This window comes from Sphingomonas sp. NY01 (assembly GCF_038809135.1).
In the GTDB taxonomy this organism is placed as follows: Bacteria; Pseudomonadota; Alphaproteobacteria; order Sphingomonadales; family Sphingomonadaceae; genus Sphingomonas; species Sphingomonas carotinifaciens.
Map to the genome: position 1 here is coordinate 2,754,552 of NZ_CP101722.1, position 25,897 is coordinate 2,780,448.

The window sequence follows — 25,897 nt, forward strand, 5'->3', positions numbered from 1 at the left end:
GGACGTGAAAAGCGGGCCGGAACGGGCACGGCGTCATCGCCGCCAAGCTAGGTACGGCCCACCCGCTTGGCGAGTCCCCCATCTACCCGATTGCCCCTGCCCCGCCCGCGCCATATCGCAGAGCGCGTGACCCGTTCTCCCGCCCTGCTCGCCCTCATCCTCGGTGCCGTTGCCGCCTGTGGCTTCGCGCCCCTTCATCTCTGGCCGCTCACCCTTGTGGCGCTGGCGGGCTGGATGCTGCTCATCCACCGTGCGCCGACGCTGCGCACCGCGCTGTGGCAGGGCTGGCTGTTCGGGCTCGGCCATTTCACCATCAACAACAACTGGTTTCAGCACGCCTTCGATTTTCAGGACAAGATGCCGCCCGTGCTGGGGTATTTCGCGTCCGTTGCCCTTGCCCTCTATCTCGGCATCTTCCCCATGGCCGCCGCCGGCATCGCCTGGCGCGCCCGCCGCACGGACACCGGGCCGGACGCCCCCTTCGTCCTCGTCTTCGCCGCCGCCTGGATCGCCACCGAATATCTCCGCGCCACCCTCCTCACCGGCTATGCCTGGGACCCGCTGGCGGTCCTCTGGCTGCCCGTGATCGGCGTCGCCCGGATCAGCGCGCTGGTCGGCACCTATGCCTTGTCCGGGCTGACGATCGTCGCCGCCGGCGCGCTGCTGCTCGCCGTCCGGCGCCGCTGGACGCTCCCCGCGATCGCCGCCGCCACCTTCGCGCTCGCCGCCGCCTCCGCCCCCTTCACCCACGCGCCGCCCCCCGCCCCCGGCACCCCCCGCATCCGCGTCGTCCAGCCCAATATCGGCAACGACCTGCGCACCGCCGATGCCGGCGATTACACCCTCGACGCGCTCATCGCCGGGTCGGGCCGCCCCGGCGCGACACCCCGCCTGATCGTCTGGCCGGAAGGGCTGCTCCAGCAGTTGCTGGAAAACGGCTATCCCGCCTATGTCTATGATCGCCGCTGGCCGGTCGACACCCGCCGCCGCATCGCCAGCATCCTGGGTCCGCGCGACATGGTGATGACCAATGCCACCACGCTGACCTTCGATGCGCGCGGCGATATCGACGGCGCCGGCAACTCGGTGCTCGCCATTACGCCGGAGGCGCGGATTGCCGGCCGGTACGACAAGGCGCATCTCGTGCCCTTTGGCGAATATCTGCCCTGGTCCTCGCTGCTGACCCCGCTTGGCCTCGCGCGCCTCGTCCCCGGCGATATCGACTTCGTACCCGGTCGCGGCCCGGCATCGCTCGACTGGCCCGCTTACGGCGCCATCGGCATCCAGGTCTGTTACGAGATCATCTTCTCCGGCGAGGTCGTCGACCGCGCCCACCGCCCGCGCCTGATCTTCAACCCCTCCAACGACGCCTGGTACGGCCGCTGGGGCCCGCCCCAGTTCCTGGCGCAGGCGCAGTTGCGCGCCATCGAGGAGGGATTGCCCGTGGTTCGCGCCACCCCGACCGGCATCTCGGCGATCATCGCCGCAGACGGCCGCGTCGTCGCCCGCATTCCCCATGAGAAAGCGGGCGCGGTAGAGGCGCCGATCCCCCCCGCCCTGCCGCCGACACTCTTTGCCCGGCTGGGCAACCTCCTGGCCGCGCTGGTCGCCATCGCCCTGTTCGCCATCGCCGTTGCCATCCGCCGCCGTGGTCGTTAGACGCACATATAAAGCTATCTTTATATCCTTATGAGGACGGGTATGCGCAGTTCCTACATCTTCACCTCCGAATCCGTATCCGAAGGCCATCCCGACAAGGTCGCCGACCAGATTTCCGACGCGATCGTCGACCTGTTCCTCTCCAAGGACCCGGAAGCGCGCATCGCGTGCGAGACGCTGACCACCACCAACAAGGTCGTGCTGGCCGGCGAGATCCGCTGCAAGGGCGTGTTCGAGAACGGCGCCTGGGTCGATGGCGCGCTCGACGAGATCGAGAAGACCGTGCGCGAGACGGTCAAGCGAATCGGTTATGAGCAGGACGGCTTCCACTGGGAAAGCTTCGACTTCTCGAACAACCTCCATGCCCAGTCGGCGCATATCGCGATGGGCGTGGACGAGAGCGGCAACAAGGACGAGGGCGCCGGCGACCAGGGCATCATGTTCGGCTACGCCACCGACGAGACGCCCGGCCTGATGCCCGCCACCCTGTATTACAGCCACAAAATCCTGGAAAAGATGGCCGCCGACCGTCACTCCGGCGCAGCCCCCTTCCTGGAGCCGGACGCCAAGAGCCAGGTGACGCTGCAATATGAACAGGGCGTGCCCGTCCGCGCCACCGCCCTGGTCGTCTCGACGCAGCATTCCGCCGACCTGTCGAACCCCGAAGGCCAGGCCAAGCTGCGCGACTACGTCAAGGGCGTCTTTGCCGAGGTTCTGCCCGAGGGCTGGCTGCCGGACGACAAGGCGATCTACGTCAACCCGACCGGCCTGTTCGAAATCGGCGGCCCCGATGGCGACGCCGGCCTGACCGGGCGCAAGATCATCGTCGACACCTATGGCGGTGCCGCGCCGCACGGCGGCGGCGCGTTCTCGGGCAAGGACCCGACCAAGGTCGACCGTTCGGCCGCCTATGTCGCGCGCTATCTCGCCAAGAACGTCGTCGCGGCCGGCCTCGCCAAGCGCTGCACCATCCAGCTCTCCTATGCGATCGGCATCGCCGAGCCGCTGTCGGTCTATGTCGACCTGCACGGCACCGGCAATATCGAGGAATCGAAGCTGGAGCATGCGCTGCCCAAACTCGTTCGCCTGACCCCCAAGGGTATTCGCGAGCATCTGAAGCTGAACGCGCCGATCTATTCGAAGACCGCCGCCTATGGCCATTTCGGCCGCGATGCGGAGGGTGCGCTGTTCACCTGGGAAAAGACCGATCTGGTCGACGCGCTGAAGGCCGAACTGGCCGACTGATCCACGGTCCCCGACCGATGAACGCAAGGGCTCCGACCGCCAGCCGGTCGGGGCCCTTTTGCCATCCGGTCATTTGGCGATGCGGCGCCAGATCCGCGGCACCCACCGGTCGACGATCAGCCGCGCTGCCCGTTCCGACACCCAGCCGATCGCGCCGCCGACCACGACATCGCTGACATAATGCGTACCCCGCGGTGGTTGCAGGGCGGCGACGACCCCGGCGGCACCCTGCGTCGCCAGCCCCGCCAGCGGCGCGTCGCGGGCAACCGCGTTGGCGACGGCAACGGCGCCCGCCGTATGCCCCGACGGGAAGGAATTGAGCGGCGGCGTATCCTTCTTGCCCGGCTCGAATACCGGCTTGCCGATCTTTTCCGCATGGTTCGGCCGCGCCCGGACCACGCTGCGCTTCACCGCGCTCTTGATGCCCGTCGCGATCAGATGCGCGGTCAGCATCCGCGCGCCCGTTCGCGCCAGCACCGGCCGGCGCAGCACGACGCCGGCCACCAGGGTCACGGCGGAGATCGCGATCAACGGCGGCTGATCCGCAATCTCGCTGGCGCCCCCCGCCACCCGCACCAACAGGGTATCGCGGTTTTGCGCCACATCGTGCGTCGCCTCGGTATCCGCCTTCAGCAGCGCCTTGCCCGCCTTCTTGGCATCCTTCTTCTTGCCCATCGCCGTCCTTCCCGGTGCTGATCGCCGCCCGTCACTGTCCGATCGGCGATGCAACCGCCGGTGCGGCCACTTTGCTCCGGCGCATCATCGGATTAAGGGCGGCGGCCATGAACGATCCCGTCGCCATCCGCCGCCTGTATGGCCGCCGCCAGGGCCACAAGCTTCGCCAGGGCCAGGCCGCCCTGGTCGAGGAAACCCTGCCGACCTTCAGCGTGCCCGAAACCGGCCCCATCGACGCGCAAACGCTGTTCGGCGACGATCGCCCGCTGCAACTGGAGATCGGTTTCGGTGCAGGCGAGCATCTCGCCGGACAGGCCGAGGCGGCGCCCGCCACCGGCTTCATCGGCTGCGAACCCTTTCTGAACGGCGTCGTCGGCGCCCTCGGCCATATTCGCGACCGCGATCTCACCAATGTCCGGCTGCACATGGGCGATGCGCTGGAGGTGGTCGAGCGCCTGCCCGATGCCAGCCTGGAGCGTGTTTACCTCCTCCACCCCGATCCCTGGCGCAAGGCGCGCCACGCCAAGCGTCGGATGATGAACCACGGTCCACTCGACGCGATCGCCGCCAAGCTGAAGCCCGGCGGCGAGTTCCGCCTCGGCACCGACGATCCCACCTATTGCCGCTGGTCGATGATGGTGATGAACGCGCGCACCGACTTCGTCTGGCAGGCGCAGACCCCGCGCGACTTTCTTGAGCGGCCCGCCGACTGGCCCGAAACCCGCTACGAGCGCAAGGCCCGCCGCCAGGGTCACGAAGTCTGGTACTTCCGGTATATCCGCCGCTGAGCCACCGGTCCGGGAGGGGGCACCGCGACACGCGCGGTGATCGCCCCTCCCGAATATCCCCCTACTGCACCGTCGAGTCGGCGATGGCCGGCTCGGCCATTCTGGCGGCTCGACGCTCCGTATCGCGGCGCGTGTCCGAACGTGTGTCGGCCTGCCGCAACTGCTGTTTTTCGGCCTGCTTTTCCTCCAGCATCCCGAGCGAGATCGCGCCGCCCAAGGCGGTCAGGCCACAGATGCCGGTAATGATGTTGATGCCGCGCAGGCCCTTCTTGCCTCGATCCGTCATGCGTCGCCTCCCATTGTCCGATCCGGCCGCATGGTAACCACGCGAAAAAACCCGTTGGTGCACCTAACCATCTAACATCGATCAATATCCCCTGATCGGCCCGGTAAACTGCACGGCTGTCTGCGCAGCCACCGCCACTGGCTGCCCACACCGTTGCAAAAGCCCACCCGCGCCCCATCTCTTGTGCAGTGCAGCAAGGTCGCATAGGCCATCCCTGTGCCATGGCTCTTGATGAGGACGCGGCCGATGCGAAAGATTTCCGATACGGTTGGCCGGCTCGCCGCACTGCGCGGCGCCGGTGCGATGAACACGGGGCTGGCGCCCGACAGCAGCCGCCTGACGAGGCTGGATGCGTTCGGCTCCAACCCCGGCGCGCTGCACGGCTATGTCCACATTCCCGCCGCGCTCGCCCCCGATGCCCCGCTCGTCGTCGTCCTGCACGGCTGCACCCAGACCGCCGCGGGCTATGATCTGGGTGCCGGCTGGTCGGACATGGCCGACCGCTACGGCTTCGCGGTGCTGTTTCCGGAGCAGCAGCGGCAGAACAATCCCAATCTCTGCTTCAACTGGTTCAATCCCGAAGACAGCCGCCACGGCACCGGCGAGGCGCTGTCGATCCGCCAGATGATCGCCGCGGTCACCGCCCGGCATGCGATCGATCCGGCGCGCGTCTTCGTCACCGGCCTGTCCGCCGGCGGGGCGATGGCCTCGGTCATGCTGGCGACCTATCCGGAGGTGTTCGCCGGCGGTGCGATCATCGCCGGCCTGCCCTATGGCAGCGCCACCACCATGCCGCAGGCGTTCGACCGCATGCGCGGCCACGGCATCCCCGGTGAGGACGCGCTGGCCGCACTGGTGCGCGACGCCTCCGACCATGACGGTCCCTGGCCCACCATCTCGATCTGGCACGGCAGCGGGGATGCGACCGTCGCCCCCTCCAACGCCGATGCGATCATCCGCCAATGGCGCTCGCTCCACGGGACCAATGCGCGACCCGATCGGCAGGAGACGGTGGACGGGTATCCCCGCCGCGTCTGGCATGACGCATCGGGCCGGCCGGTGATCGAGGAATACAGCATCACCGGCATGGGCCACGGCACCCCGCTCGCCGTCGCGGGCGACGATCGCTGCGGACAGGCCGGCGCCTATATGCTCGATGCCAGCATTTCCTCCACCCGCCATATCGGCCGCTTCTGGGGCCTGATCCCCGCCGACGACGTTCGCGAAAGCGGCGCCGCCCGCACGGCGGTGCTGGAGCGGATGCCGGCCCCCGCCCCCCGCACGGCCGAACACGCCGAACCGGCCGGCGTCGGCGCCAATGTCGGCAAGGTGATCGAGGACGCCTTGCGCGCCGCCGGACTGATGCGATAACGGCGATCCGGATACCGGCCCCCGTCCCTGCGGCGACGGGGCGGCCGGGCCACCGGATCCGGAGCAGCAGAATTGGTCGACAAGAGCTGGGGCGTGCCCGCCGCCTCGCCGGGCTTTCGCATCAGGACGAACGCCAGCCCGGAGGACCGCGCCGCCGAGCGCGCCAGGGCCCGCGAAGCCCGCGCACAGGACCGCGTCGACCTGATGGCGCAGCGCCTGGAAGCGCGCGCCGCCAGTCGCCAGGCCGATATCGCTGCGCGCGAACAGGCCCGCGAGGCGCGCCGCGAACAGGAACAGGCGCTCGCCGCCCGCGATCCGCATGCCGCCGCGGCCAGCCGTCGCCGTTCCTCGGGCCGCAAGGATGTCGTGCGCGAACAGCGCGACACGCGAAACTATACGGTCACCGCCGATCCCGATCGCGTCCGCGACATGGTGAAGCGCGGCGCCACCATATCCGGCCTCGCCGATGTGCTGGGCATCACTCCGGCAGAGGTCGAACGCATCCTCGCCGACGCGGGCTGAGCGGCTGTCTGGAAATTGGCGAAAGAGCAATTTCGGGCCGTGCCAGCCCGCTAAATGCGCTCACAGCACATCTCCAAACGGGCTCTGAGCCGCCGGCTACACCCTCGCGCTGCGCCGCCAGGTTTCGGCCATCAGGCGCCCGGCCAGCGCGGACACGCACGGCGCGCACAACAGCCAGTCGCGCATCGCCGGCCCCGGCTCGCTGCCCAGCGTTTCCTTGTATCCTGAGTCGCCGATGCCCCAGTCCACGTCGCGCACCCCCCGCGCCAGCGCGTCGGCCAGATTGCGATAAACCAGCAACCGGCCCGGGCTCTGCCGCGCGAATTGCGGATCGTAGCTGTTGGCGATCGCGTAGCGCCACGGGCCGGCATCCAGGTCGAACGAGAAGGCGGCCGGCGCCCCGTCGATGCGCAGCAACGCCGCGCGTGCCATGCCCGCCAGCACCGGATCGGCCATCGCCCTGCGCCAAAAGGCACCATGCCGCCCCTGCATTGTGAACTTGGCGTCCAGCCCCTCCTGACCGACCCAGCTTCGCGTCTCGATCGCCCCCAGCGCATCGAACCCGGCCGGCCAGTCGCCCCCGGTCAGGAACGACCAGTCCAGCGCACCATGCTCGCCCAGATGCTTTTCAAAGAACCGGTTCTTGCGCAACGTCGAGTTGCGCGGCCACGCACCTCCTGCCGCCGCATCGGCCATGCGGAAGATCCAGGTCGTGCCGATCACCCGGTCGATCGCCGTCCAGCCTGATGCCCGCGCCGCCTCCACCAGCATCGTCACGCCCGAATCGCTATCCGGCACCGGGCCGATTCGGATCGCCCGCCGGTGCCGCGCCAGCAGGGCCAGCGCCGCGCGCGCCACCGCGCCGGTCGCGCCCTCCGCCGTCACCGGTGCCCGAAACGGCCAGTAGGAGCCGGGCACGACGGCGATGCGCGCCATGCGTGGCCCCACCGGCACCAGCGGCATCGCCAGCACGGGGCGTCCGTCCTCCTCCACCACAAGCGTCGTGGCGGGGCCGCCATATACCGCGACTGCCGAGGCAAACCATTGATACCGCAAAAAACGATGCGTGGCGGGCGCCGCCGCCGCAACGTCGTCGATCGCGGTGGACAGCCCCTCGACCAGCGTCGCCCTCACCCGCGACGTGGTTCCCTCATCTCCGGCAAGGCGCATCGGCATGGTCACGATCGTTCTTTATCCCGTCCGGATCGCCGCATGGCGAGGGTCTATATTGATGCAGGTTACCAACGCCTTTGTGGGCGCATGATGCCGCTTCGGCCTTGTCTCGCACGCGCGACCGCGCCACCTTTGCCCGCGATGCCGACCCTTCCCGCCGTCTCCACCATCGCGCAGACGATCCAGCTGTCGCTCGCGCCCGTCTTCATGCTGGCGGCGATCGGCCAGTTGCTCAACGTGCTTGCCGGCCGGCTCGCCCGCGTCATCGATCGTGCCCGCGCGCTCGAACTGCTGCTCGAACGCGCCGGGGACGAGGCGCACCGCGGCCGCCTGAAATGGGAATTGCGGCTGCTCGACCGGCGCATGTCGATCATCAATGCGGCGCTCTTCATGTCGGTGCTCAGCGCGGTCATGGCCTGCCTCGTCATCGCGCTGCTTTTCGTGGCGAACCTGGGCAAATTCCACATCGGCACCTGGATCGCGCTCGCCTTCATCCTGTCGGTGTCCCTGCTCATCCTGTGTCTGGCCGCCTTCATGATCGAGGTGCGGATCTCGCTGCGCGCCATCCATGTCCGCAAGGAAATCCTGTCGTGACGCCGGCGGTGGAGCGGCGCCTGCTGCAGGTGGCGGTGGCGCTCGCCTGCTGCGTGCCGATCGCGGCGGGGGCGGCGGGCGTGCTGCTCGGCCCCGTCTGGATGGGCCGTCCGCCGCTCGTCCCCGTCGATCTGGACAGCCATGTCCGGTATCTGTCGGGCATATTCCTGGGCGTCGGCATGGCCTTCACCACCTGCATCCCCGCAGTCGAGCGGCAGGGACCCCGCTTCCGCCTGCTCGCCGCGCTCGTCGTCGCCGGCGGCTTTGCCCGGCTCGGCTCGCTGATGGCGGTCGGCGCCCCCTCGCGCGGCCATCTCCTCGGCCTGCTGCTCGAACTCGTCCTCGTCCCCCTCCTCGTCCTCTGGCAATTCCGCGTCGCCCGCCGCTACCGCGCCCCCGCCTCGACACTGGACGCATAACCCGGTCGCTCCCGCGCCTGCGCCCGCTGCTCATACGCATATCCGGCCTTCAGCACGACCGCATCGCCGTCCCTCGCCGCAACGAACGACAACCCCACCGGCAGGCCCAGCACCAACCCCATCGGCACCGTCAGATGCGGATAGCCTGCGATGGCTGGCCACTGGCTGGCGCTCGGGCCGTTATATTGGTCGCCGTGGACCGGATCGCTCGGCCAGGCCGGGCCATAGCTCGGCTCGACCAGCACATGCGCGTGCGCCTCGCGCAGCATGCCGTCGATCGCGCCCCGCGCCGCCGCCAGCGACTTTGCCCGCGCCGCCTTGTACGCCGGATCGTCCAGCCCGTGCGTCGTCGTCGCCTGCACGAACAGTTCCTGCTCGAAAAACGGCATTTCCGCTGCCGGCCGTGCCGCATTGAACGCGATCACCTGATCCAGCGTCCGCGTGGTCACGGCGGGCGGCGTGCTGGCCAGATAGGCGTTCAGATCCGCCTTCAACTCGGTCAGCAGCACCACCAACTCCGCCTCGCCGATCCCGTCCACCTTCGGCTCCGTCACCGGCACCAGGATCGCCTCCGCATCCCGCAACACCTGTAGCGCGGCATCGAACCGCGCCGCCACGGCGCGCGGCATGTCCGGCCGGCGAACGGCGATCCGCATGCCCGACAGCGCCTGGGCGGACAGCCCGGCGGCAAAGTCGCGCGGCACCGCAGCGGCCGTCGCGGGGTCGGCCGGGTCGGCGCCCGCCATCGCGGTCAGCATCACCGCCACGTCGCGCACGCTCCGCGCCATCGGCCCCGGCGTGTCCTGGCTGTGGCTGATCGGCACCACATGCGTGCGGCTGACCAGCCCGATCGACGGCTTCATGCCGACCAGCCCGTTCATCGCCGACGGGCAGACGATCGATCCGTCCGTCTCCGTCCCCACCGCCGCCGCGGCAAAGCTCGCCGCCACCGCCGCACCCGACCCGGAGGACGAACCGCACGCGGTGCGGTCCAGCGCATAGGGATTTCGCACCAGACCGCCCACCGCGCTCCATCCGCTCATCGACCGGGTCGAGCGGATATTGGCCCATTCGGACAGGTTGGTCTTGCCCAGGATCACCGCCCCCGCCGCACGCAGCCTGGCGACGACCGGTGCATCCCGTCGCGTCAGATTGTCCGCCAGCGCCAGGCTGCCCGCGGTCGTCGGCACCGGGTCCAGCGTCTCGATATTGTCCTTGATCAGGACCGGGATGCCATGCAGGTCACCACGCACCCGCCCGGCCTTGCGTTCGGCATCCAGCGCCTTGGCCTGCGCCAGCGCATCGGGGTTCAGCGCGATCACCGCGCGCAGCCGCGGCCCGTTGCGATCCATCCGGGCGATCCGCGCCTGATAGGCGCGCACCAGATCGACGCTCGATATGCGCCCCGTGGCCAGCATCGCGCGCAACGCGTCGATCGATTGTTCCTCCACCGCCACCTGCCGCGCCGGCGCGCCCGACGCCATCACTGCCACCGCCAGCGTCGCCGCCAGCCATCTTTGCGCTACCCGCATGAAATTGCCCCCGATTTTCGCGCCATGCTACCGCGCACGGTGCCCGGTGCAATATGCGGATGGCGGACTTTGCCGGACCCCGAGGGCCCTGACATACGTTGGTCCCATCATCATGCATGAAGGAGCGGGCGTGGCCGCAGTTCTGAAAGTCCTTGCCAAGCTCGTCGCGCTGCTCCTGATCCTCTTCGGCCTTGCGGTCACGATCGTGCCGCGCTTCCTGGACCGCATCTATTATCGCGGCCCCGCCAGCGGCCATTTCGACACCGAACGCTTCTTCAACCCGGACGGCGACGAGGACACGATGCGCGCGCCCGGCGGCGGCGGACGTGCCGGTTTCTTCTGGCGCTACCTGACCGGCAGCGACGACCGGCCGCCATGGCCGGCATCGGTGCGCATCGACCCGGTCGCACCCCCCGACCGGGTGCAGGGCCAGCGCATGGTCGCCACCTGGGTCGGCCATGCCACGGTGCTGGTCCAGACGCAGGGGCTCAACATCCTGACCGATCCGATCTGGGCGGACACCGCCGGGCCCTTCGGCATGGGCCCATCGCGCGTCGCGCCGCCTGGCATCGCGTTCGATCGCCTGCCCCGGATCGACCTGATCGTCGTCAGCCACAATCATTACGACCATATGGACCTGGATACGCTGCGCCGTCTCTGGCTGCGGGACCGGCCGCGTATCGTCACCAGCCTCGGCAACGACAGCGTCATCGCGCAGGCCGGCGTGCCCGCCACCGCGCTCGACTGGGGGCAGCGCCTTGCCCTGCGCCCCGCCATCTCGGTCGTCGTCACCCGCAACCACCATTGGGGCAGCCGCTGGTTCGCCGACCGCAACCGGGCGCTGTGGTCCAGCTTCACCATCACCCTGCCCGGCGGCAACCTGTTCTTTGCGGGCGATACGGGCATGGGCGACGGCCGCTGGCCGGCGGAGGCGGCACGGCTCGGTCCCGTGCGGCTGGCGCTGCTCCCCATCGGTGCGTTCCGGTTCGCGCCGGGCCAGATGGCATCGGGCAGCCATATCGGCCCGGTCGATGCGGTGGAGGTCTATCGCCGGCTCGGCGCCGCCTACGCGATACCGATCCATTGGGGCACGTTCCGCCTCTCCTACGAGGCCTATGACACGCCGCCCGCGCTGCTCGCCGCGTCCATGCGCTGCACCGGCCAGCGCGGCTTCACCCCCGTGGCGCTCGGTCGCCCGGTCGAGATCGGCCCCTACCGCCCGACCGCGGTGGCGGAGACACCGCGCGACCGGCTGCTCCGCTGCCTCGACGCCGCCGGTGCCGACCGCTTCCGCTAGGACGCCGCCGCCGGCTTCAGCAGGTCCAGCACCACCGCCGTCGTCGCCACCGCCCCGGTCACCACCGCAGGCTCGGGCGACACCTTGAACTGCGGGCTGTGGTGCGAGGGGATGGCGGACCCACCGGCCCTGGCGGCGGCGACGACATCCGCCGGCGTACCGCCGACCGAGAAATAATAGCCGCGCACGCCGGTATCCGGCTGGACGTAATAGGCGAAGTCCTCCGCCCCCATTCCTTTCTGCGTGAACGGCGCAACATGATCCGCGCCCAGCGTCGTCGCCAGCACGGCGTTCAGCCGCCCGGCCAGCGCCGCGTCGTTGATCGTCGTCGGCGTTCCCTCGATCACCGTCACCACCGGCATCTTGTCGGCGGGCATGCCGTTCAGCTCGCCCACGCCGCGCGCCACGCGGGCGATCCCGGCGACCAGTCGCGCGCGCTCCTCCTCGTCATTGGCGCGCACCGTCACCTGCAACCGGGCCTGGTCGGAGATGATGTTGTGCTTCAGGCCGGCATGAAAGGATCCGACCGTGATCACCCCCGGCCGCAACGGCTGCTGCTCGCGACTGATCAGGCCCTGCAACGCGATCACCAGTTGCGACGCCATATAGACCGGATCCTTGCCCATATGCGGGCTGGCGCCGTGCGCACCGATGCCCGGCACGGTGATGTCGACTGAGTCCGACGACGAATACTGGATGCCCTCGGCCGCGGAGACGGTGCCCGCCGCACGCTCCGCATCCACATGGAATGCCACGGCATATTGCGGCTTGGGGAACCGCGTATACAGCCCGTCCCCCAGCATCGCCTTCGCCCCGCCCACGCGCTCCTCCGCCGGCTGCACGACGAACACCACCGTCCCCCGCCACCTGTCCCTCAACGCCGCCAGTCGCCGCGCCGTCCCCACCATCGCCGTGACATGCACATCATGCCCACACGCGTGCATCACCGGCGCCTCCACGCCATCGACACCCACCTGACGCACCGTGCTGGCATTGGGCAGCCCCGACTTCTCCTCTACCGGCAGGCCGTCCATGTCGGCGCGCACCAGCACCACCGGCCCCGCACCGTTTCGCAGCACGCCGACCACCCCGGTGCCGCCCACCTTCTCCGTCACCTGCATCCCCGCCACCCGGCGCAGCTCCGCCGCCATCCGCGCCGCCGTCTTCTCCTCCTTGAACGACAGTTCCGGATTTCGGTGAAACCAGTCCCACAAGCCCTTCAGGTCGCGATCGTAATCCGCCTTCACGGCCGCGGCATAATCCGGCTCGGCCATGGCCGGCGTCGCGAGGGCGAGCAGCGTGGCGGTGGCACAAAGATGACGCATGATGTCCCCCGTGATCGATGACGATCGTCAGCGTAGCGCGCGCAAGCCGCCGTGCAATCCTCCGCTACAACCGGTAAGGGTCGATTCGTGAACCGATATCGGAAACGCTTCTGGCTCCTTGCCTCGGGCGTCGCGGCGCTGGCTGGCTATCTCGATGCCGTCGGCTTTCTCACCCTGAACGGCCTGTTTGTCTCCTTCATGAGCGGCAATTCGACGCAGCTTGCGGTCGATCTTGTCCTTGGCGGCCCGATGGCGGCGGTCGCAGCCGGACTGGTCGGTGCGTTTGTCGGCGGCGTGATCGCCGGCGCGTTGGCCGCGCATGTGGCGGGCCCGGCGCGAAAGCCAGTGGTCCTGCTGCTGGTCACCATCCTGCTTGCCGTCGCTGCCCTGCTGAACGGGCCGTCCGCCGTCTTCGTCATGGCCGCGGCGATGGGTGCCGCCAATGGCGTGTTCCAGCGTGATGGCGAGGTCAGCATCGGCGTCACCTACATGACCGGCACGCTGGTCAAGCTGGGCCAGCGGCTCGCCGCCGCGATCACCGGCGGCGCAGGCTGGGCGTGGATCCCGCATCTGTTGTTGTGGAGCGCGCTTGTCACCGGGGCCGCACTGGGCACGATCGCGCATCTCCATGCCGGCCCCCATGCCTTGTGGCTGGCCACGGCCGCAGCGCTGATCCTCACGGTGGCCGCCGCTCTGACCGATCGCCGCGCCTGAACTTGCAGGGCACGAAACCGTTTACGTGGGCACAGGTGACGAAACGAGAACAAAGCCCCATATCCCCGCCATGGCCATCCAGATCCGCACGACCCTAGACGAGCCGGAAACCGGCCCCGCCTTCGTCCCCCATCGCCCCAGCCGCCCGGAAAAGGCGGAGGGCGGCCGCCGCTTCGAGCTGGTGACCGACTACACCCCCAGCGGCGACCAGCCCACCGCCATTGCCGAACTGGTCGCTGCGGCACGGGCCGGCGAGAAGGATCAGGTGCTGCTCGGCGTCACCGGCTCCGGCAAGACCTTCACCATGGCCAAGACGATCGAGGCGTTGCAGCGCCCCGCGCTGATCCTCGCCCCCAACAAGATCCTGGCCGCGCAGTTGTACGGAGAGTTCAAGAACTTCTTCCCGAACAACGCGGTCGAATATTTCGTCAGCTATTACGACTATTACCAGCCCGAAGCCTATGTGCCGCGGTCCGACACCTATATCGAGAAGGAATCCTCGATCAACGAGTCGATCGACCGCATGCGCCACTCGGCCACGCGTGCACTGCTGGAGCGGGACGACGTCATCATCGTCGCTTCGGTGTCGTGCCTGTACGGCATCGGTTCGGTCGAGACCTATTCGGCGATGATCTTCGACCTGAAGAAGGGGCAAAGCGTCGATCAGCGTGAAATCGTGCGCAAGCTCGTCGCGTTGCAATACAAGCGCAACGATGCGGCCTTTCAGCGCGGCAATTTCCGCGTAAAGGGCGACACGCTGGAACTCTTCCCGTCGCATTACGAAGATTCGGCGTGGCGCATCTCCTTCTTCGGCGACGAGATCGAGGAGATCACCGAATTCGATCCGCTCACCGGCAAGAAGGTCGCGAACCTCAACTCCGTGCGCGTCTATGCGAACTCGCACTATGTCACCCCCGGCCCGACGATGAAGCAGGCGGCCGAGGCGATCCGCCATGAATTGTCCGAGCGGCTGAAGGAGTTGGAAGCGGAGGGAAAGCTGCTCGAACACCAGCGGCTCGAACAGCGTACCAACTTCGACCTCGAAATGATCGCGGCGACCGGCAGTTGCAACGGCATCGAGAATTACAGTCGCTTCCTGACCGGCCGCCTGCCCGGCGAGCCGCCGCCGACCCTGTTCGAATATCTGCCGGAAAACGCCGTGCTGTTCGTCGACGAGAGCCATGTCACCATCGGCCAGATCAACGGCATGTCGCGCGGGGACCATCGTCGCAAGATCACGCTGGCCGAATATGGCTTCCGTCTGCCCTCGGCGATCGACAACCGGCCGCTGCGCTTCAACGAGTGGGATGCGATGCGCCCGCAAACCGTGTGCGTGTCGGCGACGCCGGGCAGTTGGGAGATGGAGCAGACGAGCGGCGTCTTTGCCGAACAGGTGATCCGCCCCACCGGGCTGATCGATCCGCCGATCGAGATCAAGCCGGTCGAGGAACAGGTACAGGACCTGATCGTCGAGGTTCGCAAGACGACCGAGCGGGGATACCGCACGCTTGTCACCACGCTGACCAAGCGGATGGCGGAGGACCTGACCGAATATATGCACGAGGCGGGGATCAAGGTCCGCTACATGCACTCCGACGTCGAGACGCTGGAGCGTATCGAGCTGATCCGCGATCTGCGTCTGGGCGTCTATGACGCGCTTATCGGCATCAACCTGCTGCGTGAGGGGCTGGATATTCCCGAATGCGGGCTGGTCGCGATCCTGGACGCCGACAAGGAGGGATTCCTGCGGTCGGAAACCTCGCTGATCCAGACGATCGGCCGCGCCGCCCGCAACGTCGACGGTCGCGTGATCCTGTATGCGGATCGCATCACCGGCTCGATGGAACGCGCGATGAGCGAAACCGCGCGGCGCCGGGAAAAGCAGATGGCCTATAACGCCGAACACGGCATCACGCCCGCGACCGTACGCAAGAATATCGGCGACATCATCGCGCATGTCGCCTCGGGCGATCAGGTGACCGTGCCGATCGACGACGAGCGTCCGCACATGGTCGGCCACAATCTGCGGGCCTATATCGAGGAACTCGAAAAGAAGATGCGCAAGGCCGCTGCCGACCTCGAATTCGAGGAGGCCGGTCGCCTGCGCGACGAGATCCGTCAGTTGGAGAACGAGGAGCTGGGCCTGCCCGTCCACGAACAAAAGGCCCCGATCATGGGCCGCTCCAACGAAGGCAAGCCGGGTACCCGCAAGACGCGGTTCGGCAAGAGCAAGAAATTCGCCAGCGGCCGGCGGGCGTGATGCTTAACGGGGGGCGGCACGATCCAAATCGTACCGCCCCCCGTCATCGCTTTACCTATTCGACCGACACATTCTCGCTGCCGACACTGTAATAGCTTGCGACGCGGTCGGCATAGGCCTGGTCGAATACGGGCGCGTTGTTCGACCAGCTCGGTCCGCCTTCCAGCAGGCGGCGGTCGATGGTGATGACGTATTGGTCGCGCACCGAATCGAACTGGAGGAGCGAGAAGGGGACGGGGTAGAAGCTCTTGCCCATGCCGAGGAAGCCGCCCAGCGACAGGACCGCATGCGTCACCTTGCCGCTGCGCTTGTGGACCATGAACGAATATACGGTGCCCACCGTATCGCCGTCCCGGCTTTCCACTTTCATCGTGTGCGCCACATTGGCCTGAACGAGCAGCAGCGTAGGGGTATCAGCGGTGTCGGACATAGGGGTCTCCATTGATCCAGGTTGAACCCGTCGCCCCGCAGCGCGGTTCCGTCGCAACGGGCCCGCCCGGAAAGGTTGAGCCGCCCTCCTGCCTCGCCCATAGAGCGGGCATGCGCTTCGCCTCTTTGCTCCGCCTGATACCACTCGCGGCCACCATCCTGGTCTCCGCCTGCATCCCCGCCACCCAGCCGGCATCGCCCCCGCCGCCCGCCCCGGCTGCCCCTACCCCGCCCCCGCCCGCACCCACCGTCGCCCTCGGCCCCGACTGGCGCGACTGGCCGCTGGCCCCCGGTACGTGGCGCTATACGCGTCAGGCGGGCGGCTCGATCGCGAATTTCGGCACAGGTACGCCAGCGCTGACGCTGCGCTGTGATGCCGCGACCCGGCGCATCACGCTGGTGCGCGCCGGCGCGCAGGCCGGCACCGCGACGATCCGCACCTCCAGTACCACGCGCCCATTGCCCCTGCAGTCGGGCGGCGCGGCCGTATTGGCGGCGGGCGACTCGCTGCTGGATGCAATGGCCTTCACCCGCGGCCGCTTCGTGCTGGAGCAGCCGGGCACGCCGCCGCTGGTCGTGCCGGCCTATGCCGAGATCGGTCGGGTGATCGAGGATTGCCGCGGCTGATCGACTCATCGGCGGCGCAAGAGGGTCGGCCAAACGCCCGGTCATTACAAGACTTGTTTATCGGCACCGGCCATCACACATTGGCGCTGCGGCCAGTGATGGCCGCATTGGCTATCAACAAGCGAAAGGAGGTGATCCGATGTCTCATGGTTCAGCAATGGGGTCGGTTCAGTTCGTTCGGGGGACGCGCTTCTAAGACCGCCGGACCGGCCGGGGGTATCCTCCCCCAAGCAACGGCATGGTCCCCAAGGTCTTGAGGCCTGCATGGTCTCCCGGGCTGGAGCTCTCCGGCCGCTGACCATGTTTAGGGGCTGTCGGGACGTCGAGAGACGCCTCCCGGCAGCCTCTTCTCATATCCGGCGCAGGGTTTTCGGTTATAGCCGTCGAAACAGGATCAGCGCGTCGACCAGTCCGAGCGTCGGATGTGCGAACGCCTCCGGCACGCGCCCGACGTCCTCGAAACCCAATGATCGCCACAAAGCGACCGCCCGGCTGTTGCTCGCCACCACGAAGTTGAACTGCATCGCGGTGAAGCCCGCCATGCGGGCGATATCGAAGGAATGCAGCGCCATCGCGCGCGCCACGCCGCGTCCCTGTGCGGCCGGCGCCGAGACATAGCCGCAATTGGCTACATGCGCGCCGCCACCCATCTGGTTCGCGCGGCAATAGTAACTGCCGAGCAGCGCACCCTCGCCGTCACATGCAACGAAGGTGCGCTTGCCACTCTCGAACCAATATCCCGCCAGCGCCTGCGCATCCATGTCGCGCGGCAGGGCGTAGGTTTCGCCCGCAGCAATGACCGGTGCCAGCATGGCCACCACCGCCGCGTGGTCGCCGCCGGACGCCTCGCGGATGACGATGGTCTCTTCCGGCAAGCCGGTCCTGCGCTCCACGCTCATCCAAGCGTGCCTCAGGCCGGCGTCAGCAGCCCTTCCTTCGCGATCTTCTCGCGCCACACCAGTGGGGCGAGCTGGTGGACGTTCTGGCCCTCGGCATCCACCGCGACGGTGACGGGGAAATCCTGCACCTCGAACTCGTAGATCGCCTCCATACCCAGGTCCTCGAACCCGACCACCTTCGATCCCTTGATCGCCCGTGCGACCAGATAGGCCGCGCCACCCACCGCCATCAGATAGGCGGAGCGGTGATCCTTGATCGCCTCGGTGGCGGCCGGTCCGCGCTCGGCCTTGCCGACCATCGCCAGCAGGCCCTGTTCCAGCATCATGCGCGTGAACTTGTCCATGCGCGTCGCAGTGGTCGGCCCGGCCGGGCCCACCACTTCCTCGCCCACCGGATCGACCGGCCCGACATAATAGATCACCCGGCCCTTGAACTCGACCGGCAGCGCCTCGCCCCGGGCCAGCATGTCGGCGATCCGCTTGTGCGCAGCGTCGCGCCCGGTCAGCATCTTGCCGTTCAGCAGCAGCCGGTCGCCATGCTTCCAGCTCTGCACCACCTCCGGCGTCAACGCGTCGAGATCGACACGCTTGGCCGCGACATCGGGCTTCCAGTCGACCTTGGGCCATTCGTCCAGCTTGGGCGCTTCCAGATAGACCGGGCCCGAGCCATCCAGCGTGAAATGCGCGTGGCGGGTTGCGGCGCAATTGGGGATCATCGCGACGGGCTTGGACGCCGCATGCGTCGGCCAGTCGAGGATCTTCACGTCGAGGATGGTGGAAAGCCCGCCCAGCCCCTGCGCGCCGATGCCCAGCGCATTGACCTTGTCCATCAGTTCGATGCGAAGCGCCTCGATATCGTTGCGTGGCCCGCGCGCACGCAGCTGCCCCATGTCGATCGCGCCCATCAGCGACCGCTTGGCGAGCAGCATCGCCTTCTCGGCGGTGCCGCCGATGCCGATGCCCAGCATGCCGGGCGGGCACCAGCCCGCACCCATTTGCGGGATCATCTCCAGCACCCAGTCGACGATCGAATCGCTGGGGTTCATCATCTTGAACTTCGACTTGTTCTCGCTGCCGCCACCCTTGGCGGCGACGTCCACGCTCACCTTGGCGCCTGGCACCATTTCGACGTGCAGCACCGAGGGCGTGTTGTCGCGCGTGTTGCGCCGGGTGAAGGCCGGATCGGCCAGGATCGAGGCGCGCAGCTTGTTTTCGGGATGCAGATAGGCGCGGCGCACCCCCTCGTCGACCACCTCCTGCAAGGACCGGTTGCCGGACAGGCGGCAATCCTGCCCCCATTTGACGAACACGGTGACGATGCCGGTATCCTGGCAGATCGGCCGGTGCCCCTCGGCGCACATGCGGCTGTTGGTCAGGATCTGGGCGATGGCATCCTTGGCGGCGGGGCTCTGCTCGGCCTCATAGGCCTCGCCCAGCGCACGGATATAATCCATCGGGTGATAGTAGCTGATGAACTGGAGCGCGTCGGCCACGCTCTCGATCAGGTCGGTGTCGCGGATGATCGTGGTCATGGCAGGCCTTTGCGCGATGCGCGCGCGCGATGCAATCGGCGGACAGCCGGCATTAACCACATCCACTGTCCAGTTTCGCAACTTGGGGGCCCCTAGCATCGGCACCATGCCGCGATCAGCTTTTCTTGACGGACCCGTATCGATCGCCTGCCTGCTGGGACTTGTCGAGGATGAGCGCGATCAGGTGGCGATCCTCCAGCATGTCCGGCAGGACCAGCTTGCCGCCACCTGGCCCTTTGCGGTGGTGGCGCAGGCGGCGGCCTCCGCCTTTCTGATCGTCATGCTGGCGCGCAGTGGCCAGACCGCCGCGCTGATGCCCGCTGCGCTGTTCACGGGGCTGGCGCTGCTCCTGTCGGGGAGCAGCATGCCGCTGCTCCGCTGGATGGTGCGCGAACGCTGGCATCCTTTCCAGCGGCACCGCGTCCTTGCCACCGTCGCCGCACTGCTCGCCGCGACGCTGACCATGCAGATGTGGATCGCGACCGATCTGCCCGATCCGGTGCGGCTCGGCTGCATGGTGGCGCTGGCCGGTGCGATCGGGCTGAGCGTCGTGGCCGCGCATGACGTGCGGCCGATGACGCTGGGGCTGGCCGCCGGGCTGGCCTTGACCATCGGCGCGCTGAAGGGGGTGGATGCGACGTTCGTCACCGCACTGTCGTGCCTGGGCGCCCTGATCCTGGTCAACCGGCGGCTGGGGCTGGTCGACCGGGCGACCGCCGACACGCACGCGCAGGAATCGGCCGAGAGCCGCACCGCCGCCAAGATGGTGGCGGAGTTCGAGAATCAGGGCACCGGCTGGTTCTGGGAAACGGACCGGCATGGCCGCGTCACCTATCTGACCGACAAGGTTGCCGCCGACCTGGCCCGCTGCGGCATGCGCACCACCGACGCGGCGCTGGCCGATCTGTTCCGGGTCGATGCGCTGGCCCCCCGCGCCGAACGCACCCTGGCCTTTCATCTCGCCTCCCGCACCGCCTTTTCGGACTATTCGGTCTGCGCCGCTGCCGATGCGGAGGGTGCGCGCTGGTGGTCGATCTCGGGGCGGCCGATGATCGACTCGCTCGGCCGGTTCCAGGGCTTTATCGGCTCGGGCACCGACCTGACCGAAAAGCGGCGTTCGCAGGCGGAGATCACCCGTCTCGCCCTGTCCGACAGCCTGACCGGCCTTGCCAATCGCCAGCGGATGCGCACCGCCCTCGACAAGACGCTGGCGCGCGATTCCGGCCCATACCGGCCCGCCAGCCTGTTCTTGCTCGATCTCGACCGGTTCAAGGCGGTCAACGACACGCTGGGCCATCAGGCGGGCGATACGCTGTTGAAACAGGTGGCCCGGCGGCTGGAGGAATGCGTCGGTGACGCCGGGCTGGTCGGCCGCCTGGGGGGCGACGAGTTTCAGGTGCTGCTCCCCGATATCGATGCCCGCGAACGGCTGGGGCGGCTGGCGCGCACGATCATCACCGCTCTTTCCCAGCCCTATATGATCGATGACGGCGCGGTCACGATCGGCTGCTCGATCGGCATCGCCATGGCCCCCCATCACGGCGAGGATGGCGAAACGCTGGTCCGCAATGCCGACCTTGCCCTTTATGCCGCCAAGGGCGACGGGCGCGGCGTCCACCGCTTCTATGCCGACGAGATGCTGGAAGGTGCACGCACCCGCCAGCGGCTGGAATCCGATCTGCGCGAGGCGCTGGCGCAGGGCAGCTTCCACCTGGCCTATCAGCCGATCGTCGCGACCGGCGACGCCCGCATCGTCGGTTACGAAGCGCTGCTCCGCTGGACGCACCCAACACGCGGCGCCGTCTCGCCGGCCGAGTTCGTCCCCATCGCCGAGGAGTGCGGCCTGATCGAACCGCTGGGCGAATGGGTATTGCGTACCGCCTGTCGCGAGGCGGCACGCTGGCCGGGCGGGGTGCGCGTCGCGGTCAACGTCTCGCCGATCCAGTTCGCCAATCGCCGCCTGCCCGATCTGGTCGCCAGCGCGCTCGCCCATGCCGGCCTCGCCCCGGACCGGCTGGAGCTGGAGATCACCGAGGGCGTGTTCCTCGACGGATCGACCGATACCGACCAGATGTTCAAGGCGCTGAAGGGCCTGGGCATCCGTCTGGCACTGGACGATTTCGGCACCGGCTATTCCAGCCTCGGCTATCTGCGCACCGCGCCGATCGACAAGATCAAGATCGACCAGTCCTTTGTCCGCGGCACCGCGCAGCCCGGCAACCGCAACGCCGCGATCGTGCGCGCGATCGTGACGCTGGCCGACACGCTGGGCATGGAAACCACGGCCGAAGGTGTCGAGCATCAGGACGAGATCGCGCTCCTTGCCGATCTGGGATGCAGCCATATTCAGGGCTTCGTCTATGGCCAGCCGGCCAATGCCGACGATGCGCTGGCGCAGCTATCCGCCAGGCGCGGCTATGCCACCGCAAGCGGGTTCCGGGTCAGCCGTGCGCCCCGCGTGAAGATGCTTCGCTCCGCCCGCGTCGCGGTCCGGGATGCGGGTGGTGCGGTGATCGACGGCGATGTCCGCATCCGCGACATGTCCGCGACGGGGGCGATGATCGACGGCCTTGCCATCGACGGCGAGGCGGTGGGCGTCGACCTGTTGATCGAGCTGCTCGAAGACCAGATGTTCACCGCCCAGGTCCGCTGGGCCCGCGATGGTCGCGCGGGCATCCAGTTCGCCGAGCATTTCAATCTGGAGCGGCTCAACCCGCCCGCACGATCGCTGCGCCAGGCGGGTGAGCGCTGACCTATCCGCGCCGGACCAGCACCGCGCCGGCGATCACCAGCGCGGCGCCCAGCAGCTTGGGCATCGTCACCGGGTCGGTCCGGAGCCCCAGCAGGCCGAAATGATCGAGCGCGAGAGCGGTCGCCAATTGGCTGGCGATCGCGATGGTCAGCGCGGTCGCCAGCCCCAGTCGCGGCGCGGCGAAGGCGATCGCCGCGACGAACCCCGCCCCATAGAAGCCACCGAGCCACGCCCAGGACGGCGCCCCCCGCAGCGCCGCCGGCGCGGTGCGGTCGAGCGCCGTCCAGGCGACCAGCAGCACCACCGTGCCGACCACGAAGGACACCAAGGCGGCCAGGAGCACCGACCCCGATGTTCTGGCAAGAGCCGCATTGGTCGGCGCCTGCACGGCGATGCCGATTCCGGCGAGCAGGATCAGGATGAAGGGCAGGCCGAGGGACATGGCCCGCCCCGTAGCTACGCCGGTCGCGCGGTTCAACTCGCCAGCCGCCACGCCACCATTAAATCGATCTTCACCATCTATCCCTATGCATGTCCTGCACCGCCACAGCATTCGGCCGATCCGAGAGGAAGTCCATGACCGTCCAGCAATCCATCGATTTCACCGATGTGGTGGTTGACGAAGCCACCGTACGCGCCATGCGCTTCGCCGGCGGCCATCGCTTTCTCAATTCTCATGTCGAGATGCTGGTGGCGCCCAATTTCCTCGACTCGAACGAGTGCGAAATACTGGTCCGGCTGATCGATGCGAACCGCCGCCGCTCCGAAGTGGCCGATGGCGTCACCGTATCGCGCACCAGCGAAACCTGCATATTCGACGCAGCGACCCCGATCATCCAGCTGCTCGACCTGCGCCTGTCCCTGTTCCTGGGCGTCGCACCGGAACTTGGCGAACCGATCCAGGGTCAGCGGTACGCCGTCGGCCAGGAGTTCAAGCTGCACCACGATTATTTCGAACCGCATCACCCCGAGGAACGCACCCATACGCAGCGCTGCGGCCAGCGTACCTGGACGGCGATGATCTATCTGAACGAACCCGAGCAGGGCGGCGAGACCTTCTTCCACTATCTCGATCACGCGTTCAAACCGGAAACCGGCACGATGCTGTGCTGGAACAATATCGGGCCGGGGGGCCTGTCCAACCCACACACGCTTCACGCCGGCCAGCCCGTTCTGGAAGGCACGAAGTATATCGTGACCAAGTGGTTCCGGGAGAAGCCCTGGGCTCGCTGAGCCGCCCCTTCCGGCCGCTCCTCCCTACGCCCTGCAACGTCCTGATGTGGATCGATCGCCGGTGCCGGTGAGCGGTCCACATCTCGCTCGATCTGCCTTCCGGCCACCGGGCGCCCGTCACGCTGCCGCCGGGGCCGGCCGCCTGAACTGGTAGGTGGGCCATGTCTTCGGACACCATCCCTTGTGTCGGCACGCGCAATTTACCGCCCAAAAAAATATTTTGCCTCTTGCGCTTCGCGAACCCCGCAGACATCCATGCGTCGCACCGGACGGGGCCGCATCGCCCCCCGGAACCGATGCTCGTCTCACCGCTTATCCTCTTGCGAGCCTGACGCGGATTATACACAAGCACTGGTATAAGACGCGAGGGGCCCACCCAAGCTCTGGTATGAACACGGCCGATCCATGATGGCTCGGCGGGGGTGTCGTGCGCGCGAAATGCGATGCATGATCTCTTTTTGTTCTAACAATCCAGCCGCTTGGGGTTAGACTGGGCAAACGCCACGAGTCGAACGAATTGAGAACAAGGAGCGGCTTCGCGATGGACTTCAGCCGGGACAGCGACATGACCACCGACACGATCGACAAGGGCCAGACCAGCATGGCGCTCGACACCACCCCTGCCCCGCGGCAGCGGTGGCGGACAGCAAGGCGATTCGGCCCCAGCCCTATCCGGTCGAGGTCGATCACGCGCGCGACGCGAACCTGACCGATTTCGGCAAGGAGACGCTGAAGGACCGCTATCTGCTCCCGGGCGAGAGCTTCCAGGACCTGTTCGTCCGTGTCGCCTCCGCCTATGCCGATGACGCCGCCCATGCGCAGCGCCTGTACGACTATATCTCGAAGCTGTGGTTCATGCCCGCCACCCCCGTTCTGTCGAACGGCGGCACGGGGCGCGGCCTGCCCATCTCCTGCTATCTGAATTCGGTGCCGGACAGCCTGAACGGCATCGTCGATACCTGGAACGAGAATGTGTGGCTCGCCTCGCGCGGCGGCGGCATCGGCACCTATTGGGGCAATGTCCGCGGCATCGGCGAGCCGGTCGGCCTGAACGGCAAGACCAGCGGCATCATCCCGTTCGTCCGGGTCATGGATTCGCTGACGCTGGCGATCAGCCAAGGATCGCTGCGCCGCGGTTCGGCCGCCTGCTATCTCGACATCTCGCATCCCGAGATCGAGGAGTTCCTGGAAATCCGCAAGCCCAGCGGCGACTTCAACCGCAAGGCGCTCAACCTCCATCACGGCGTCCTCATCCCCGACGCCTTCATGGAAGCGGTGCGCGACGGCGCCGAATGGCAGCTCAAGAGCCCCAAGACGGGCGAGGTCCGCGCCACGCTCGACGCGCGCTCGCTCTTCCAGAAGCTGGTCGAAACCCGTCTCCAGACCGGCGAGCCGTACATCGTCTTCGCCGATCACGTGAACTCGACCATGCCCAAGCATCACCGCGATCTGGGCCTGAAGGTCTCGACCTCGAACCTGTGCTCGGAAATCACGCTGCCGACCGGCGTCGATCATCTGGGCAACGACCGTACCGCGGTCTGCTGCCTGTCGTCGCTCAACCTGGAAACCTGGGACCAGTGGAAGGACGACAAGCAGTTCATCGAGGACGTGATGCGCTTCCTCGACAATGTGTTGCAGGACTATATCGACCGGCACGAGCCGGGCATGGAGCGTGCCGCCTATTCCGCGGGGCGCGAGCGTTCGGTGGGCCTCGGGGTCATGGGCTTCCACTCCTTCCTCCAGGCGCGAGGCATCCCGTTCGAGGGTGCGATGGCCAAGTCGTGGAACCTGCGCATGTTCAAGCATGTCAACGCGCAGGTGAACCAGGCGTCGATGACGCTGGCGGTCGAGCGCGGGCCCTGCCCCGACGCCGCCGATGTCGGCGTGATGGAGCGTTTCTCGTGCAAGATGGCGATCGCGCCGACTGCGTCGATCTCGATCATCTGCGGCGGCACCAGCGCCTGCATCGAGCCGATCCCGGCCAATATCTATACACACAAGACGCTTTCGGGCAGCTTCGCGGTCAAGAACCCGTATCTGGAAAAGCTGCTCAACCAGAAGAGCAAGAATTCCGAGGCGGTGTGGAGTTCGATCCTGGAGCATGGCGGCTCGGTCCAGCATCTCGACTTCCTGACCCAGGAAGAAAAGGATGTGTACAAGACCAGCTTCGAGATCGACCAGCGCTGGCTGCTCGAACTCGCCGGTGACCGCACGCCGTTCATCGACCAGGCACAGTCGCTCAACCTGTTCATCCCGGCCGATGTCGAGAAGTGGGACCTGCTGATGCTCCACTTCCGCGCCTGGGAACTGGGCATCAAGTCGCTCTATTATCTGCGTTCCAAGTCCGTCCAGCGCGCCGGCTTCGCAGGTTCGGAAGGATCGGGCGGCGTCGAGGCGGACAACACGATCGACAAGCCGAAGTTCGATCTGGGCGAGTCCACCGACTATGACGAATGCCTGGCGTGTCAGTGAGGTGCGGGCGACTTCGGATCGCGTAAGCGATCCGAAGCCTCGCCACGGCGGGCAGCGGTGCCGCGCAGCGGCTCCGTCTGACGGCGTGGCGGC

General features: G+C 67.6%; 23 protein-coding genes. 14 read left to right on the plus strand and 9 right to left on the minus strand.

Annotated features, from left to right (window positions below):
- Positions 1–126: 126 nt before the first annotated feature.
- Both lnt and metK read left to right on the plus strand, forming a co-directional pair.
- Positions 127–1,659, plus strand: a complete 1,533-nt coding sequence (gene lnt, locus NPJ82_RS13390; protein ID WP_342657656.1) for an apolipoprotein N-acyltransferase — start codon at positions 127–129, stop codon at positions 1,657–1,659.
- Positions 1,660–1,701: 42 nt separating this feature from the next.
- Positions 1,702–2,904, plus strand: a complete 1,203-nt coding sequence (metK, locus tag NPJ82_RS13395) for a methionine adenosyltransferase (protein WP_342657657.1) — start codon at positions 1,702–1,704, stop codon at positions 2,902–2,904.
- Between the two features lie 69 nt (positions 2,905–2,973).
- On the opposite strand, the gene NPJ82_RS13400 is transcribed toward metK, so the two are convergent.
- Positions 2,974–3,579, minus strand: coding sequence for a phosphatase PAP2 family protein (locus NPJ82_RS13400; RefSeq protein WP_342657658.1), 606 nt, complete (start codon positions 3,577–3,579; stop codon positions 2,974–2,976).
- A gap of 107 nt (positions 3,580–3,686) precedes the next feature.
- Here NPJ82_RS13400 and trmB point away from each other — a divergent pair, with 107 nt between their 5' ends.
- Positions 3,687–4,367: a tRNA (guanosine(46)-N7)-methyltransferase TrmB gene (trmB, locus tag NPJ82_RS13405; RefSeq protein ID WP_342657659.1), complete on the plus strand. Its 681-nt coding sequence runs from the start codon at positions 3,687–3,689 to the stop codon at positions 4,365–4,367.
- Between the two features lie 61 nt (positions 4,368–4,428).
- Here trmB and NPJ82_RS13410 read toward each other — a convergent pair whose 3' ends face one another.
- Positions 4,429–4,653, minus strand: coding sequence for a hypothetical protein (locus NPJ82_RS13410; RefSeq protein WP_112381249.1), 225 nt, complete (start codon positions 4,651–4,653; stop codon positions 4,429–4,431).
- Between the two features lie 246 nt (positions 4,654–4,899).
- Between NPJ82_RS13410 and NPJ82_RS13415 the strand changes: the two genes are divergently transcribed.
- Together NPJ82_RS13415 and NPJ82_RS13420 are read left to right on the plus strand one after the other, a co-directional pair.
- Positions 4,900–6,024 carry a PHB depolymerase family esterase gene (locus tag NPJ82_RS13415; protein WP_342657660.1) on the plus strand — a complete coding sequence of 375 codons (1,125 nt, stop codon included), beginning with the start codon at positions 4,900–4,902 and terminating at the stop codon, positions 6,022–6,024.
- A gap of 72 nt (positions 6,025–6,096) precedes the next feature.
- Positions 6,097–6,546 (plus strand): hypothetical protein, encoded by a 450-nt coding sequence (locus NPJ82_RS13420; protein ID WP_112381251.1) that lies wholly within the window; start codon positions 6,097–6,099, stop codon positions 6,544–6,546.
- 96 nt (positions 6,547–6,642) lie between these two features.
- Here the strand turns inward: NPJ82_RS13420 and NPJ82_RS13425 are convergent, their stop codons facing one another.
- A complete protein-coding gene (locus NPJ82_RS13425; RefSeq protein WP_342659022.1) occupies positions 6,643–7,722 on the minus strand; it encodes a GNAT family N-acetyltransferase in 1,080 nt (359 codons plus the stop codon).
- Between the two features lie 138 nt (positions 7,723–7,860).
- Between NPJ82_RS13425 and NPJ82_RS13430 the strand changes: the two genes are divergently transcribed.
- A complete protein-coding gene (locus tag NPJ82_RS13430) occupies positions 7,861–8,313 on the plus strand; it encodes a DUF2721 domain-containing protein (protein ID WP_112381252.1) in 453 nt (150 codons plus the stop codon).
- Positions 8,310–8,732, plus strand: coding sequence for a DUF4345 domain-containing protein (locus NPJ82_RS13435; RefSeq protein WP_342657661.1), 423 nt, complete (start codon positions 8,310–8,312; stop codon positions 8,730–8,732). The genes NPJ82_RS13430 and NPJ82_RS13435 overlap by 4 nt, the downstream gene beginning before the upstream one ends.
- Here the strand turns inward: NPJ82_RS13435 and NPJ82_RS13440 are convergent.
- A complete protein-coding gene (locus tag NPJ82_RS13440; RefSeq protein WP_342657662.1) occupies positions 8,699–10,264 on the minus strand; it encodes an amidase in 1,566 nt (521 codons plus the stop codon). The genes NPJ82_RS13435 and NPJ82_RS13440 overlap by 34 nt on opposite strands.
- Positions 10,265–10,376: 112 nt before the next feature.
- Here NPJ82_RS13440 and NPJ82_RS13445 point away from each other — a divergent pair, with 112 nt between their 5' ends.
- Positions 10,377–11,561, plus strand: coding sequence for an MBL fold metallo-hydrolase (locus tag NPJ82_RS13445; RefSeq protein ID WP_342657663.1), 1,185 nt, complete (start codon positions 10,377–10,379; stop codon positions 11,559–11,561).
- On the opposite strand, the gene NPJ82_RS13450 is transcribed toward NPJ82_RS13445, so the two are convergent.
- Complete coding sequence (locus NPJ82_RS13450) at positions 11,558–12,886, minus strand: amidohydrolase (RefSeq protein ID WP_342657664.1); 1,329 nt, start codon at positions 12,884–12,886, stop codon at positions 11,558–11,560. The genes NPJ82_RS13445 and NPJ82_RS13450 overlap by 4 nt on opposite strands.
- Before the next feature lie 87 nt (positions 12,887–12,973).
- Between NPJ82_RS13450 and NPJ82_RS13455 the strand changes: the two genes are divergently transcribed.
- Both NPJ82_RS13455 and uvrB read left to right on the plus strand, forming a co-directional pair.
- A complete protein-coding gene (locus tag NPJ82_RS13455) occupies positions 12,974–13,600 on the plus strand; it encodes a DUF1275 family protein (protein ID WP_342657665.1) in 627 nt (208 codons plus the stop codon).
- A 70-nt stretch (positions 13,601–13,670) separates the two neighbouring features.
- Entirely contained in the window at positions 13,671–15,860 is a 2,190-nt protein-coding gene (gene uvrB, locus NPJ82_RS13460) for an excinuclease ABC subunit UvrB (RefSeq protein ID WP_112381258.1), read from the plus strand.
- Between the two features lie 55 nt (positions 15,861–15,915).
- Here the strand turns inward: uvrB and NPJ82_RS13465 are convergent, their stop codons facing one another.
- On the minus strand, positions 15,916–16,290 hold the full coding sequence (locus tag NPJ82_RS13465) for a PRC-barrel domain-containing protein (RefSeq protein ID WP_342657666.1): 375 nt from the start codon (positions 16,288–16,290) through the stop codon (positions 15,916–15,918).
- 110 nt (positions 16,291–16,400) lie between these two features.
- Here NPJ82_RS13465 and NPJ82_RS13470 point away from each other — a divergent pair, with 110 nt between their 5' ends.
- Positions 16,401–16,916 (plus strand): hypothetical protein, encoded by a 516-nt coding sequence (locus NPJ82_RS13470; protein ID WP_342657667.1) that lies wholly within the window; start codon positions 16,401–16,403, stop codon positions 16,914–16,916.
- 374 nt (positions 16,917–17,290) lie between these two features.
- On the opposite strand, the gene NPJ82_RS13475 is transcribed toward NPJ82_RS13470, so the two are convergent.
- Both NPJ82_RS13475 and NPJ82_RS13480 read right to left on the minus strand, forming a co-directional pair.
- On the minus strand, positions 17,291–17,815 hold the full coding sequence (locus tag NPJ82_RS13475) for a GNAT family N-acetyltransferase (RefSeq protein WP_342657668.1): 525 nt from the start codon (positions 17,813–17,815) through the stop codon (positions 17,291–17,293).
- A gap of 11 nt (positions 17,816–17,826) precedes the next feature.
- Positions 17,827–19,347, minus strand: coding sequence for a fumarate hydratase (locus NPJ82_RS13480; RefSeq protein WP_342657669.1), 1,521 nt, complete (start codon positions 19,345–19,347; stop codon positions 17,827–17,829).
- A 106-nt stretch (positions 19,348–19,453) separates the two neighbouring features.
- Here NPJ82_RS13480 and NPJ82_RS13485 point away from each other — a divergent pair, with 106 nt between their 5' ends.
- Positions 19,454–22,099, plus strand: coding sequence for an EAL domain-containing protein (locus NPJ82_RS13485; RefSeq protein WP_342657670.1), 2,646 nt, complete (start codon positions 19,454–19,456; stop codon positions 22,097–22,099).
- 1 nt (position 22,100) lies between these two features.
- On the opposite strand, the gene NPJ82_RS13490 is transcribed toward NPJ82_RS13485, so the two are convergent.
- Entirely contained in the window at positions 22,101–22,541 is a 441-nt protein-coding gene (locus NPJ82_RS13490) for a DMT family transporter (RefSeq protein ID WP_267350234.1), read from the minus strand.
- Between the two features lie 134 nt (positions 22,542–22,675).
- Here NPJ82_RS13490 and NPJ82_RS13495 point away from each other — a divergent pair, with 134 nt between their 5' ends.
- Positions 22,676–23,332, plus strand: coding sequence for a 2OG-Fe(II) oxygenase (locus NPJ82_RS13495; RefSeq protein ID WP_342657671.1), 657 nt, complete (start codon positions 22,676–22,678; stop codon positions 23,330–23,332).
- A 636-nt stretch (positions 23,333–23,968) separates the two neighbouring features.
- Positions 23,969–25,804 carry a ribonucleoside-diphosphate reductase subunit alpha gene (locus tag NPJ82_RS13500; RefSeq protein ID WP_342657672.1) on the plus strand — a complete coding sequence of 612 codons (1,836 nt, stop codon included), beginning with the start codon at positions 23,969–23,971 and terminating at the stop codon, positions 25,802–25,804.
- The last annotated feature ends 93 nt before the right edge of the window (positions 25,805–25,897 follow it).